The following is a 13789-nucleotide window of genomic DNA, read 5'->3' on the forward strand; positions in this document are numbered from 1 at the left end:
GTACACAGACCACAAACAGGGGGATTTTTTCATGAAAAAGAATAGATTGAGCAAAAACGCTCTGGCGGCGATTGCGCTGACGCTCGCGCTTGCGCTGAGCGCATGCGGCAATGGAGCGACGGAAGCGAAAAGCACCGATACGGCGGGAGTCGAAACCAAAACCGACAGCGCGTCGGCGGAAGCGGCTGCGAACACCGCGGAGACGGCGGAATCGGCCGATGCGGCGGGAACGACGACGTATCCGCTGACCATCTCCAATCACGCCAAAGCGGAAGGCGGCACGGACTGGACGGACAAAGAACAGAAGTTCGACCGGGCGCCGGAGCGCGTTATGGCCAATACGCGTCCCACGGCGGAGCTGCTGCTGCATCTGGGCCTCCGGGATAAGATCGCCGGCGTAGGCGCAAGTTCCGGCGAAGCGGACCCGGACGTGGCAGAGGAATACGCCAAGCTGAACATCCTGGGCGACAGCTATGTAAGCAAGGAAGTCACGCTCGGCGTCAACCCGGATGCGGTCATCGGCCGCGGCGGATTGTTCGATAACGCCGACTGGGGCGTGGGGACGGTCGATTCGCTGAACGAAATGGGCGTCAAAACGTATGTGCTGGAATCGTCGATCGCCGGCGGCACCTACGATTCGGTCTATACCGATATCGGGAATCTGGGCCAGATCTTCAATGTGCAGGATAAAGCCCGGGCGTTCGTCGACGAGCTGAAGCAGCGCGAAGAAGCCGTTACATCCAAGCTGAGTACGATCACGGAAAATAAAACATACGTTTACCTGCATATGAGCGATCCGAACGAAGTCGCGGTCCTGACGCTGAAAGGCGAAACGTTCTTCAACGACGTCATGAACAAGATCAAGCTCGACAATCCGCTCAAAGACCGCGACGGCGACGGCAGTATCGAGATGCTGATCGAAGCCGATCCGGACGTGCTGATTATCCCGGATTTCGGCAATGTGGACGAAGTGAAAAAAGGACTGCTGAACAATCCGAAGCTGTCGAGCATGCAAGCGATCAAGAATAAACAAATTTACGCCATGAATTACAATTACATGTTCGGTTACGGTTACGATTCGCTGAACGGCGTAGAGATCCTGGCCAAAGAACTGTACCCCGATCTGTTTAAGTAACACCGGCGAATCCGCGGGGTTCCCGGCTTTTCAATGCAATAGACGATGGCTCTTTTCATATGAAAAGGGCCGTCTTTCTTATGCCGTTTAAAGTATTGATTTCTTCGCTTTCTTTGTTAACCTATGATTTATTGATGGGTTTACAATACTTAAACAGCAGGCTATAATGCTAACGTGCCGGGAAGAACCGGATCGAAGCGATACAAGTCGCGTTCAAAGCAGGAGGTTGGAACTTTTGAAAACGAAAGAAATGGTTTACGCCGCGCTGTTTGCCGCGCTGATCGCGGTGCTGGGCATGGTACCGCCGATCCCGCTCGGCTTTATTCCCGTGCCGATTACGCTGCAAACGCTGGGCGTGATGCTGGCCGGAAGTTTCCTGGGCCGTAAAACGGGCGCGATTAGTTTGATTTTGTTTATCGTGCTGGTCGCGCTCGGGCTGCCGATTCTGTCGGGCGGCTACGGCGGACTGTCTCCGCTGCTCGGACCGACGGCCGGGTATATTTTCAGCTGGCCGATTGCGGCGCTGCTGATCGGCTGGGCTGCGGAGAAAGTCTGGCCGAAGCTGACGACCTGGAAGTTGATCCTGATCCAGATCGGGTTCGGCGTGCTGCTGATCAACCTGATCGGCGCCCCGACCATGTCGCTGATTACACATACCTCGATTTGGGCCGGTATCGCGGGTTCGGCCGCTTTTCTGCCGGGCGACTTGATCAAGGCGGTGCTGGCGGCGATCGTGACCATGCAGGTCAGAACGATCAGCCCGATCGAAGAGAAGATTCACGGTGCCTGAGATGCTGAGGTTCGAACGCGTTTTTTTCCATTACCGCAAAGACCGGCCGGTTCTGCGGGATCTGAGCTTTACGATCGGGCGAGGCGAGTTCGTCTCGATCGTCGGCGGCAACGGCAGCGGCAAATCGACGCTCGCCAGGCTGATCGACGGTCTGCTGCAGCCGCGAGGCGGAAGCGTTTGCATGAACGGGTTGGATCCGGCCGATCCGGCGCAGGTCCGGCAAGTGCGCGAAACGGCCGGACTGGTATTCCAGAATCCCGACGATCAGTTTATTACGACGACGGTGACGGATGAGATTGTGTTCGGGCTGGAAAATATCCGCGTGCCGCGCTCGGAGATGGGCGGCCGGATCGACGAGGCGCTGCGTCTCGTCCGGCTGGAAGGGTATGCGGACTCCGCGCCGCACGAGCTGTCCGGCGGACAGAAGCAGCGCGCCGCGATCGCCGCCGTGCTGGCGATGCGTCCGAAGCTGGTGGTGTTTGACGAAGCGACTTCGATGCTGGACCCGCGGGGCAGAGCGGACATGATGGAGCTGATGCGCGAGCTGTCCCGGAGGGGAATGACCATCGTGCAGATTACGCACCATATGGAAGAAGTCATGGAGAGCGGGCGCGTGCTGCTGCTGGACCAAGGACGAATAGCGTTCGACGGCGACCCGGGCCTTTTTTTCCAAAAAGCCGATCTGGAGCGGTATGCGCTGGACAAGCCGTTCGGCGCGCGCGTCCACGACAAACTCGGACTGCGGGGCGCCCCGGCGGCCGACTGGAAAAAGAGCGTGAAAGCGCAGTGGCCGATATGACAAATACAGGCGGCAAAGCCGCGGAACGTTATGAACTCCATGGAATCCATGCGACGCTGGAAGGCCGGCCGGTGCTGCGCGAGATCGGCTTTACGCTGGAAGCCGGCGCATGGACGTCGCTGATCGGGCATACCGGCGCGGGCAAATCGACGCTGGCGAAGCTGCTCAAAGGATTGATTTCGCAGTTCGAAGGTCAGTATCGGATCGGCGGCCGGCCGGCGGCCCGGGACCGGAAAGGGCGGATGCGCGTCGTTCCGGAGATCGGTTTCGTTTTTCAATATCCCGAGCACCAGATCTTCGAGACGACGGTGCAGCGGGAATTGAGCTTCGCGCTGCGGGCCAGAGGCGACTCCGCCCGGGCGATCGACGAAGCGATTTCCCGGATTCTGCCGCAGTTCGGCCTGGACGAAGAGATGCTGCCGCAGTCGCCGCTGCGATTGAGCGGCGGGCAGAAGCGGCGGCTGGCGATCGCTTCCGTGCTGATCGCGCAGCCCCGGCTGCTGATCCTCGACGAGCCGACAGCCGCGCTCGATCCGCTCAGCCGGCGGGCGCTGCTCGATCTGCTGAAAGGCTGGCAGAAACGCGAAGGCGGCTCTATTTTGTTTATTTCGCACAATATGGACGATGCCGCCGAGTATTCCGACCGGGTGTTGGTGCTGGAACAGGGACGGCTGCTGGGGCATTTCGGCGCGGACGAGCTGTTTCTGCGTCGCGCCGACCTGCTGGAGCGGGCCGGACTGGCTCTGCCCGAGCCGATTCGTCTGCTCCGGCTGGTCGAAGAGCTGTCGGGCGCGCCGATTCCCGTGGAAAGCTGCCGGGAAGAGGAGATCTGGCCGGCCGTGCAGGCGGTATGGCGGGCAAGGGGCAACAAAGATGAACGGTAGAAGCAGACTGACGATCGGCAAATACATCGACCGGGATTCGGCGCTGCACGGGTTGGACCCTCGAATCAAGCTGCTCGGCCTGCTGGCGCTGATGATCGTATTCCTGCTGCTGCGAAGCTGGACGGGATACGCGGCGTCGAGCGCTGCGGTTGCGGGGATTCTGCTCCTGTCCCGTATTCCTCTGCGTTCTTATCTGCGCGGCCTGCTGCCGGTTCTGCCGATTCTGATCTTTACGCTGCTGTACCATCTTGCGCTGGGGCGCGGGGAGCAGGTCGTCGCGGAGTACGGCTTCGTCCGGATCACGCGCGAAGGCGCATGGGAAGGAACGGCGATCGTCTGGCGCATCCTGCTGATGATCCTGCCGGCGTCGGCCCTGACCGCTTCGACCCGTCCGCTGACGCTGGCGCGGGGTCTGGAACGTCTGCTGAGTCCGCTGTCGAAGCTGCGCGTGCCGATTCCGCAGTTTTCGCTGATGATCGTGATCGCGATCCGCTTTATCCCGACCATCCTCGGCGAACTGGATCGTATCCTGGTGGCGCGCCGGGCACGCGGCTTCGATTACGCCGGACGGAATCCGGTCAAGCGGCTGACGGGATTCATCCCGGTGCTGGTGCCGCTGCTGGCTACGACGGTGCAGCGGGCGGACAACCTGACCCTGGCGATCGAAGCCAGGGCTTACGGAGACGGGCGGGGGAGAACGGTGTATCGGCCGCTGCGCTTTGGGAAAAAGGATGCGGCGGCCGCGATTTGGATTGCGGGAATCGCGGCGCTGATCCTGCTGGCGGACCGAAGCGGAACCGTACACGCTCTTGCGGTTTTTCTCCGATTGCAGTAAGGTATTCGTATCCAAACAGAAAGGGTGAAGCCAAGCCGATGGTGTACTAATTCTATCCGGACAACAGCGCGAAAAAACGATTTTCGGCGATTGGGGATAGGATTTGTGCGGCTTTTTTCTGTTTGCGCGGGGCTTGGATCGTCTGAATCGAAGACGAGGCCGAGCCCGTTTCGGCGCATTTCCGCTTCCTGTCCGCGACCCGGAAAGGAGGCTTTTTTGCGTGCGGAAAACAGGAGACGGGACGGCAGCTGCTAAAATAAACTTATAAAAACAAATCTTAGGTAATGAAAAATTCACAATAAAAAAACTAAAAAAACAAGAAAAAAGGAGGCCGTTTTATGACCCGAAACGCAAAAATCAAAGAATATGCAATTCCCGAAGGCGCAGATTCCGGCCCGTACGGAGTTACCGCCGGAACGGACGGAAATGTATGGTTTACCGAGCAAAAGGGCAACCGGATCGGACGAATCGGGAAAACGGGAGAAATGAAATTCTTCGACATCCCGACCCCGGAAGCCGGCGCTATGGGCATCGCGTCCGACCGAAACGGAAACGTCTGGTTCACGGAGAACAAAGCGAACCGGATCGGGAAGCTGTCGACGGACGGCTCTTTCGAAGAGTACGAGCTGCCGACACCCGATTCCGGGCCGTTCGGCATCGCCGCCGGAAAGGACGGCGCGATCTGGTTTACCCAGATCAACGCCAACCGGATCGGCAGGTTCGATCCGTCGCACGACGGCTGGATCACCGGGTATCCGCTGCCCGAGCCGGGCGCTTTCCCGTCTTTTATCGCATCCGGTTCCGATGGAGCGTTATGGTTCTGCGAGAACCAGGGCAGCAAGATCGGCCGGATTTCTACCGAAGGAGACATTCGGGAATATCCGCTGCCGCAGCCCGATTCCGGCCCGGTTGGAATTACCGCCGGACCGGACGGGAATCTGTGGTTCGTCGAGATCGGAGGGAATCGGATCGGACGAATTACCGTATCCGGCGAAATCCGCGAATACGAGCTGCCGCGGCCCGGCGCAAAGCCGCATGCCATCTGTTCGGGCCAAAACGAATTGTGGTTTACGGAATGGGGCGCCAACCGGATCGGCCGGATCGCGTTGGACGGCGAGATCGACGAATTCGATATCCCTTCCCCCGAAGCCGAGCCCCACGGCATCGCCGTATCCGCTTCGGGCGACGTCTGGTTCGCCGAAGAGATCGGGCGTATCGGACGTTTGATTGTCCGATAACGCAGCGGTACGGCAAAGAAGGCGCCCGGATACTCGGGCGCCGGATTGTCGAGAAACGATTGGATATCAGTCTAATCGGGAGATTCGATTGGCAGGAAAGGTCTGGGAAGAGCTAGAGAAATAAAGCGAGCGGCAGGGCGAACCTAAAGACGAATCTAAAATAGATGCGTATAGACTCTTATTCAGGCTTAATCTTGCGCTTTTGAGGAAATAACTGCGCAGATACATCTATTTCGAGTTTTTTCGCGTCGATTCGGCTTCTAGCTCCCGAATAATTGCACCCATGTCGCTATTTGAAGAAACCGAAGCATTTCGCCCAAAATAAGTGTATCTGTGCCGCTATTTTTCGTTTGGAACCCTACTTCGCTTTCTCGACACCCTGGCACCCGATACCCTGGCACCCGATCATCCGGGTGCCTTCTTTTTTTAAACGTTCCCTTTCGTCCGCACCGATCCGCCGATCCGCCCGCTTCAAGATGCCAGCCGCAGCACCAGGATACCGGCGAAAGCGAGCGCAATCCCGAAGCCTTCGCGCCGGCTCATCGTTTCTTTGAGATAGAAGCGGGCGTACAGCAGCACAATCACGATATTCAGCGCCACAATCGCCGATACGATCCCGGTAATGCCTCCGGCCAGCGCGCTCAGCATCATGATCATGCCGACGATATTCGTCAGGCCCACCGTCATGCCCCAGAGCAGAGTACGGCGGCTCGTCCAGGCAGGCTTGGCGGGGGCGCTCGGCTGTGCGGGTCTTTCGACGTCGTCCAAGACGTGGTGCACGGAAGAACCTGATCCTCCCGCCGAACGGCGGCTTTCGCTTCTTTTCCTATACCGGCTAACAACAACCATGCCCAGAAACAGCAGCGTTCCCGTAACGAACATCGCGGTCAGTACCGGCAGCATCGAAGCGCCGGCGAGCACGGACTGCTTGGAGCTGAGGTCGGTAAAGCTGTACAGACCCATCGCCAGCATGCCCCATGTCCAGCCGCGAAGCTGTCCGCTGCGCAGATCCTGGCCGTAACGCACGACGACCAGGGCGAGAATCACGACGGCGAAGCCGGCTCCCTGCATTGCGCCGAGCGCTTCGCCCCAGAGGAAGAAAGCCGCGAGTACGACGACCAGCGGCGTAAGCGCCGAGAAGAACGCCACGACCGACGCGCGGCCCACTTCATAGCCTTTGTACAGCGAAGCGTTGGCGGCGAACGAGAACAATCCCATCAAGACGCCGAATCCGACGCCGTCGTTCCAGGGCTGCCGGGCGTGAAGATTCAGCAGCAGCGAGATCAGCGCTCCCGAGAGATACACGCCCACGAAGAGCAAATTGCGGTCGGCCGGGCGCTGGGACGTCCACTGATACAGAATGCCCCGCACGCCGAAGCAGGCCGCTGCCAGAATGGCGTAACCGAACCACATGCGGCAGCCTCCTCAAGCCAACAAATTCCGTCGATCCAAAAAAGCGGCCAGCTCCCGCTCTGCGTCCCGCGGCAGCGGCTTGATCGGCAGCCGAAGACCGGGCGCCGGCATCCAGCCGCAGTGAACCGCGACAGCCGCGGCTACCCGCTGGCTGCCGTATTCCGCGAACTGCGTCCAGATCGGTTCAAGCTGCGCGGAGAACCGCAGCGCTTCGTCCGCTTGACCCGACCGAGCCAGGCGGACCAGCTTCATCCCCCACTCGGGAAACAAACCGCCCAATACGGAATAGAAAGCTTCGCAGCCCGCGTTCAGTCCGGCTGCGCCGAGGGCGTCGCCGCTGACGCCGATCGTGACAGACTCCGGCAGGAGCGCGCGCAGCGCTTCGACTCTTGCGGCCGCTGCCTGCGGGTCGGCGGGGACGCCCGGAATCTTGATCGAACTTACCCGCGGCAGACGGGCGATTCTGCCGTGCAGTTCGTCGCTGAACGTAAATTTCGTCGTGCGGGGATTGTCGTATACGCAGAGCGGCACGGACAGCGCGCGCGATACCTGCTCGTACAGCGAGAACACTTCGTCGTCGGTCAGCGGCTGATACGATACAGGCGCCAGAAGCACGGCCGACGCTCCGGCGCGCTGGGCGTCTTCGGCCAGGCTGAGCACGTCGCGCGTGCGCAGCGCGCCGATGCCGGCCATGACGGGCAGACCGTCGGCATGACCGACAGCCAGTTCGATCGCGCGGCGGCGTTCCCCGCGGTCCAGATACATATAGCTCCCGGTGGAGCCGAGCACGCCGATGGAATCGACCCGTGCCGCGGACAGCCGGTCGATCAAACCAACGAACGCATCCTCGACGATGCCTTCTTCGTTCAGCGGGGTCAGCGGAAAAGCGGATAAACCGGTAAACATTCGACGGCACTCCTTTGGGGACGCTTCGTGGCAGGCGCCCCTGATCTTTTTTTAGAATCGATATGCATCCCGTAGTATAGAGCAAAATGGCCGGATTTCATAGCCGTGCGGCATCGAAAAAAATCTGCCAAACGCATAACGCGCCGCTATTCGGACAGGGCAAAGAAGAGGGACCGACAGGCTGCAAACCCTGTCGATCCCGCTTCGTTCGATTGTTTCCGTCATTTAACGCTCCCGCGCGGCGTACCACTCGGAGAACTGCTTCTGGTACTCGGCGATATCTTAGAGGTATTCTAGAACGAACGCCTTTTACCGGCAAGACTCAATATCAAGCAGGAATAGCATGAAAGTATAAAAATGAATAAATTAAGCACGAAATGAGCAAGAAAATTGAATTTAAGCGAACTATAATTGATAATGCTTACATATTATCCGCGTTATTCGCGTTCAAGGAGGCATTCTGTTGAGAACCTTCCGCAATCCGGTCATGTCGGGCTTCTATCCCGATCCGTCGGTGATCCGTGTCGGCGAAGATTATTATCTGGTCACGTCGAGCTTCGAATTTTTCCCCGGCGTCCCCATCTTCCACAGCAAAGACCTGGTGAACTGGCGTCAGCTCGGCCATGCGCTGGATCGTCCGTCGCAGCTTAATCTGGACGGAATTCTGCCGTCCAGGGGGATCTGGGCGCCGACGATTCGTTTTCATAACGGCATGTTCTATATGATTACGACCTTCGTCGACAACGACAAGAATCCGCACAACTTCTATGTGACGGCGCCCGATCCGGCGGGAGACTGGTCCGATCCGATCTGGCTGGAAGACGCGCCGGGGATCGATCCGTCTCTTTTTTTCGACGACGACGGCAAAGTGTACTATACGGGCAACCGCGTTCCTCCGGAAGGCCAGCAGTATCCCAAACACATGGATATCTGGCTCCAGGAGATCGACCTGAACAAAGGGCGGCTGGTCGGGGAGAAGACCGGCATCTGGCAGGGCGCGCTCAAGGCGGCGCATGCGCAGGAAGGGCCGCATGTGTACAAGATCGGCGGCTGGTATTATCTACTGATCGCCGAAGGCGGCACCGGGCATACCCACGCGATCACAATCGCCCGGAGCCGGAACGTAACCGGCCCGTACGAAGGTCATAAGGCGAACCCGATCCTGACGCATCGCCACCTGGGGCGGGAATTCCCGATCGTGAACGTCGGGCACGGCGAACTGGTGGAGACGCAGCACGGGGAATGGTGGCTGTTCTGCCTCGCTTCCCGGACAAGCGGGGGATATTACCGCAATCTCGGGCGCGAAACGTTCCTTGCGCCGGTGCAGTGGGAGAACGAATGGCCGGTCGTAAGTCCCGGCAAAGGCATGCTGGAATTCGAAGCGCCGGCTCCCGATCTGCCGGAGACGGCCCGGCCGAGTCTTTCGCTGCGCGAAGACTTCGGCGGACCGGCGTTATCCCCGGTCTGGAACTTCCTGCGCACGCCGCGCGGCGATTTCTGGTCGACGGGCGGGGAATCCGGCGGGCTGCGGCTGAATTTGAAGCCGGAGAAGCTGACGGATATCGCCAATCCGTCCCTGATCGCCCGGCGCCAGCAGCATCTGGACTTCCGCGCCGCGGCGCAACTGTCTTTCAAGCCCGCGGACGGAGAAACGGCGGGCCTCGTCTTGTTCCAGAATGCGGATCATCATTTCCGCCTGGAGTACGGCCGGACCGGCGGCGGTCCGCGTCTTGCGCTGACGGTGCGCCGCGGCGGCGAAGAGCGGGAGCTGGCTTCCGCGCCGCGGGCCGGAGAACGGATTCAGCTCAAAGTCGAAGCGCGCGGGCAATCCTACAGCTTTTACTTCCGCGCGGATGAGCGGGATAAATGGGAAGCGCTGCACGAAGGGGCGGACGGACGCGTGCTCAGCACCGATCTGGCCGGCGGATTTACCGGCGCCTATATCGGGCTGTACGCCAGTTCGAACGGCGCGGCCTGCGGCAATCATGCGGACTTTGCCTGGTTCGATTATGAAGGACGGGAGTAGAAAGGAGGCGCTTCTCGCATGGAACGTATGGATATAGAGGCTAACGGACAGGAAAAACCTTATCCGGCGCCGCAGCCGCCGCGGATTCCCGGCCGATCTGTAATCGTCGCGGATTACGGCGCTTCGGGCGACGGCCTGGAGCTGTGCACGGACGCGATCCAAGCGGCGATCGACGCCTGCGCCGCGGAAGGCGGAGGACGGGTGGTCGTTCCCGCCGGCATCTGGCGTACCGGACCGCTGACGCTGCGCAGCCGGATCGATCTGCATCTGGAGGACGGAGCGCTGGTCAATTTCGAACCGAATCACGAGCTGTATCCGCTTGTCGATTCGCACTTCGAAGGCCGGGCCGGCTGGCGCTGCCAGGCCCCGCTGGACGGCGCCGATCTGACCGATGTAGCGATTACGGGCAGCGGGATCTTCGACGGCGGCGGCGAAGGCTGGCGTCCGGTCAAACGGTTCAAGATGACGGAGCAGCAGTGGAACCGGCTCCAGGAATCGGGCGGCGCGGCGGACGAATCCGGCGAAGTCTGGTGGCCGAGCCGCGAAGCGATGGAAGGCGAAGCGGTCTGCCGAGTGCTGCAAGAACGCGGAGAAACGGAGGCGGAAGCTTATCTGCCGGGCCGGCATTATCTGCGCCCCGCGCTGCTGAGTCTGCGAAATTGCCGCCGGGTGCTGCTGGAAGGCCCTACTTTTCAAAATTCGCCGGCCTGGTGTCTGCATCCACTGGGCTGCGAAGAGATCGCGGTCCGGCACATCCGGGTGCGCAATCCCTGGTACTCACAAAACGGCGACGGGCTGGATCTGGAGTCCTGCACCAACGCCCTGATCGAGCACAGCACGTTCGATGTGGGCGACGACGCGATCTGTTTGAAGTCGGGCAAAGACGAGGAAGGGCGCAGACGCGCACTTCCGTGCAGCTTCGTGACGATCCGCCGCTGCACGGTGCACCACGGTCACGGCGGCGTGGTGATCGGCAGCGAGATGTCCGGCGGCGTCCACGCGGTGCGGATCAGCGACTGCGTGTTCAGCGGGACCGAGATCGGGCTGCGGTTCAAAAGCGCGCGGGGACGCGGCGGCGTCGTAGAGAATATTGCGGCGGAAAATATCGTGATGAAAGACATCGTGCACGAAGCGGTATCGTTCCATCTGTTCTATGCGGGGGTGGAAGGCTCGGAAGGCGGCGGCGATGAGAAGCGGCCGGTAACCGAGGCGACGCCGGTGTTCCGCCGGATTACGCTGAGAAATATAAGGTGCAGCGGAGCGGCGACGGCGCTGCTTGTCAACGGCCTGCCGGAGCTGCCGCTTGCGGATCTGACTGTCGAAGGACTGCGGGCGTCCAGCCGGCGGGGGATCGTGCTGCGCCATGCCGACGGCGTAATTCTGCGGGACATCGCGCTTCGGACGGACGAGCTTCCGGCGGTGCTCAAGCATCGGTGCCGCGGCGTCGAGATCGACGGGCTGGAGCGAACCGAACGGACTGCGGCCGCCGCCTCGCCCGATTAATCCGACCGATCCGCCTGCCTGGATTGATCGGAATCGGCTTCGAATGAAGCGGCGGCCCCGGGGCGGTTTTGGATTTGCTTGCGGTACTGCAGCGGGGTCAGCCCGGTCGATTTCTTGAACGTCTTGTTGAAATGCGAGAGATACTCGAAACCGACGGCGGACGCGATGTCCTGAATCCGCGCATCCGAAGCGGACAGCAGCCGCTGCGCTTCGCTCATGCGGATATGGACGATATATTCGCGGAAATGAAAGCCGGTCAACCGGTGGAACACGCGGCTCAGATAAGACGGGCTGATAAAAAAGTGCGCCGCCGTCGCTTCGAGCGTCAGCGTTTCGCGATAATGCGTCCGAATATACGCGGCCGCATCGGTCACCAGATGATGCAGCGGATGCTTCGGCGCTTCCGTCTGCCGGACGCCTTCCGAGCGCTGGAGCACAATCAGCAGCTCGGTAAAAAGCGCGACGGCGCAGGATTCGTAATGCGGCCGCCGCTCGAAGCACTCATCCAGAATCCGGCTCAGCAGACCCTGGATATGTTCCTGCTCCCGCAGCGTCAACCGGAACAAGCGGCAGCCGCCGCGGTGGAACCACAGGTCTTCGCCCCGCAGCGCCTGCGGCAGCAGCAGCGGATCGAAGTTGACCAGAATCCGTTCGAATTCGGCGATGTCCGAGCTGGCCGTGGCGTGCAGCCGGCCGGCGGGAATCAGGATCAGCTCGCCTTTGCGCACCGTGACGACGCGGTCGTCCACGAAGTAAACGCGTTCGCCTTCGCGCAGGAAATACAGCTCGACGTATTCGTGGCTGTGCGGGCGCGGCATGGCCGTTACGCCTTTGCGTTTCATATGCTGGATGCTGAAGCGTCCGTTTGCCAGACTGTACTTGGGATTGGGGGCGCTTATGCCGGACATACCGCCGGTTCCTCCTTCCTTGCGAATCGTCGCTGCCGTCGTTACGATTGTTGATATCGCTTACATGAACGGCGTCGGTTTCATTATAAAATAAAGACGGCCGTTCGGGAAAGGAGTCTGTCTCTTGATGCTGATTACCGTTTCAAAACAGGAATGCGAAGAGGCCGGACAGGCGTGCTGCCGGAGCGTGGAGCCTTTAAGGAGGGAACGAATTTGGATTCTCTGGAAACGTATATGAGCCGCTTGACCGGCTCGGCCGCCCGCCGCTCGGCGTTTCGCGCGGACAGGCCGTTTGGCGAATGGCGGGAAACGCTGGTCCGGCGGCTGCGGGAGCGGCTCGGCGGTTTCCCGGACACGCCCGCGGATCTTCGGCCGGCGCTGCTGGAAGATACGGACTGCGGCGAATACCGCCGCCAGCGTATTGAGATTACCACATACGACGGGCTGCGCATGCCGGTGTATATGCTGTTTCCCCGCCGGCTTCCGCCCGGCCCCGCGCCGGCCGTGCTGGCGATTCACGGCCACGGTTACGGCAGCCGGGAGATCGTGGGTCTTCATCCCGACGGCTCGGAGCGGCGGGGCGATCCCGGACTGCACCGGGATTTCGCCGTTTCGCTCGCGCGGCGGGGCTTTGTGGTCGCCGCGCCCGAATTGCTCGGATTCGGCGACCGGCGTCTGGCCGAAGACCTGGCGCTGGCGGAAGAAGAACCGGGGCGGAATTCATGCTTCCGGCTGTCTTCGGCGCTGCTGACGATCGGGCAAACGATGGCCGGCTATCGGATCTACGAAACCATGCGCGCCGTCGATTACGTACAAAGCCGGGAGGAAGCCGACGGCGGGCGGATTGGCATCATGGGCATTTCCGGCGGCGGGCTGGTCGCGGGATTTACGGCCGCGCTCGACGAACGGATTCGCTGCGCCGTCGTCAGCGGGTACGCCAATACGTTCGTGGCCAGTATCCTGGCGCGGCAGCACTGCCTGGACAATTATATTCCAGGTATCCTGCTGGAAGCCGAAATGCCGGATCTGCTCGGTCTGATCGCTCCGCGCGGATTGTTCCTGGAATGCGGCGTGCGGGATCATCTATTCGGTCCCGCCGCGGCGCGCGAAGCGCTGGAGCGGCTGCGGGAGATCTACCGGGCCGCGGGCAGGCCCGGCGGAGTCGAAGCCGACGTGTTCGACGGCGGTCACGAAATTCACGGCGAGCCGGCTTTCGCCTGGCTGCGCCGGCAGTTGGAACTTCCGGACCGCGATCCGCACGGTGAAGAAGTCGGCAAAAAGGAGACCCGATCATGACGACAAGCAAAGCGGCAGACGAAGCGGCGGCAGGCGAAGTCTCGGAAATCGCGGAT

Annotated in this window: 12 protein-coding genes; 9 read left to right on the forward strand and 3 right to left on the reverse strand. The window is 60.8% G+C overall.

What is annotated here, in order from left to right; all coding sequences use genetic code 11:
* Window positions 1–31: 31 nt before the first annotated feature.
* The 6 genes from QWJ34_RS21585 to QWJ34_RS21610 all read left to right on the forward strand — a co-directional run bounded on the left by QWJ34_RS21585 (window position 32) and on the right by QWJ34_RS21610 (window position 5681).
* Entirely contained in the window at window positions 32–1135 is a 1104-nt protein-coding gene (locus QWJ34_RS21585) for an ABC transporter substrate-binding protein (protein ID WP_302731064.1), read from the forward strand.
* Between the two features lie 235 nt (window positions 1136–1370).
* Complete coding sequence (locus QWJ34_RS21590; protein WP_302731066.1) at window positions 1371–1925, forward strand: biotin transporter BioY; 555 nt, start codon at window positions 1371–1373, stop codon at window positions 1923–1925.
* Between the two features lies 1 nt (window position 1926).
* Window positions 1927–2724: an ATP-binding cassette domain-containing protein gene (locus QWJ34_RS21595; RefSeq protein WP_302731169.1), complete on the forward strand. Its 798-nt coding sequence runs from the start codon at window positions 1927–1929 to the stop codon at window positions 2722–2724.
* Complete coding sequence (locus QWJ34_RS21600) at window positions 2721–3608, forward strand: ATP-binding cassette domain-containing protein (RefSeq protein WP_302731171.1); 888 nt, start codon at window positions 2721–2723, stop codon at window positions 3606–3608. Before QWJ34_RS21595 ends, QWJ34_RS21600 begins: the two co-directional genes overlap by 4 nt.
* Complete coding sequence (locus tag QWJ34_RS21605; protein ID WP_302731067.1) at window positions 3598–4443, forward strand: energy-coupling factor transporter transmembrane component T family protein; 846 nt, start codon at window positions 3598–3600, stop codon at window positions 4441–4443. The genes QWJ34_RS21600 and QWJ34_RS21605 overlap by 11 nt, the downstream gene beginning before the upstream one ends.
* A gap of 338 nt (window positions 4444–4781) precedes the next feature.
* Entirely contained in the window at window positions 4782–5681 is a 900-nt protein-coding gene (locus QWJ34_RS21610; RefSeq protein WP_302731068.1) for a Vgb family protein, read from the forward strand.
* 471 nt (window positions 5682–6152) lie between these two features.
* Here the strand turns inward: QWJ34_RS21610 and QWJ34_RS21615 are convergent, their stop codons facing one another.
* Together QWJ34_RS21615 and QWJ34_RS21620 are read right to left on the reverse strand one after the other, a co-directional pair.
* Window positions 6153–7094 carry an EamA family transporter gene (locus QWJ34_RS21615; RefSeq protein ID WP_302731069.1) on the reverse strand — a complete coding sequence of 314 codons (942 nt, stop codon included), beginning with the start codon at window positions 7092–7094 and terminating at the stop codon, window positions 6153–6155.
* A 12-nt stretch (window positions 7095–7106) separates the two neighbouring features.
* Window positions 7107–8000, reverse strand: coding sequence for a dihydrodipicolinate synthase family protein (locus tag QWJ34_RS21620; protein ID WP_302731071.1), 894 nt, complete (start codon window positions 7998–8000; stop codon window positions 7107–7109).
* A 463-nt stretch (window positions 8001–8463) separates the two neighbouring features.
* Between QWJ34_RS21620 and QWJ34_RS21625 the strand changes: the two genes are divergently transcribed.
* The gene (locus QWJ34_RS21625) at window positions 8464–10026 is read left to right on the forward strand and encodes a glycoside hydrolase family 43 protein (protein ID WP_302731073.1); all 1563 of its coding nucleotides are present in this window, start codon (window positions 8464–8466) and stop codon (window positions 10024–10026) included.
* Between the two features lie 18 nt (window positions 10027–10044).
* Window positions 10045–11529 carry a glycoside hydrolase family 28 protein gene (locus QWJ34_RS21630; RefSeq protein ID WP_302731075.1) on the forward strand — a complete coding sequence of 495 codons (1485 nt, stop codon included), beginning with the start codon at window positions 10045–10047 and terminating at the stop codon, window positions 11527–11529.
* Here the strand turns inward: QWJ34_RS21630 and QWJ34_RS21635 are convergent.
* A complete protein-coding gene (locus tag QWJ34_RS21635) occupies window positions 11526–12437 on the reverse strand; it encodes a helix-turn-helix transcriptional regulator (protein WP_302731077.1) in 912 nt (303 codons plus the stop codon). The genes QWJ34_RS21630 and QWJ34_RS21635 overlap by 4 nt on opposite strands.
* 213 nt (window positions 12438–12650) lie before the next feature.
* Here QWJ34_RS21635 and QWJ34_RS21640 point away from each other — a divergent pair, with 213 nt between their 5' ends.
* Window positions 12651–13733: a dienelactone hydrolase family protein gene (locus QWJ34_RS21640; protein WP_302731079.1), complete on the forward strand. Its 1083-nt coding sequence runs from the start codon at window positions 12651–12653 to the stop codon at window positions 13731–13733.
* Window positions 13734–13789 lie beyond the last annotated feature (56 nt).

Origin of the sequence: Saccharibacillus sp. CPCC 101409 (assembly GCF_030518235.1) — a bacterium.
Taxonomy (GTDB): domain Bacteria; phylum Bacillota; class Bacilli; order Paenibacillales; family Paenibacillaceae; genus Saccharibacillus.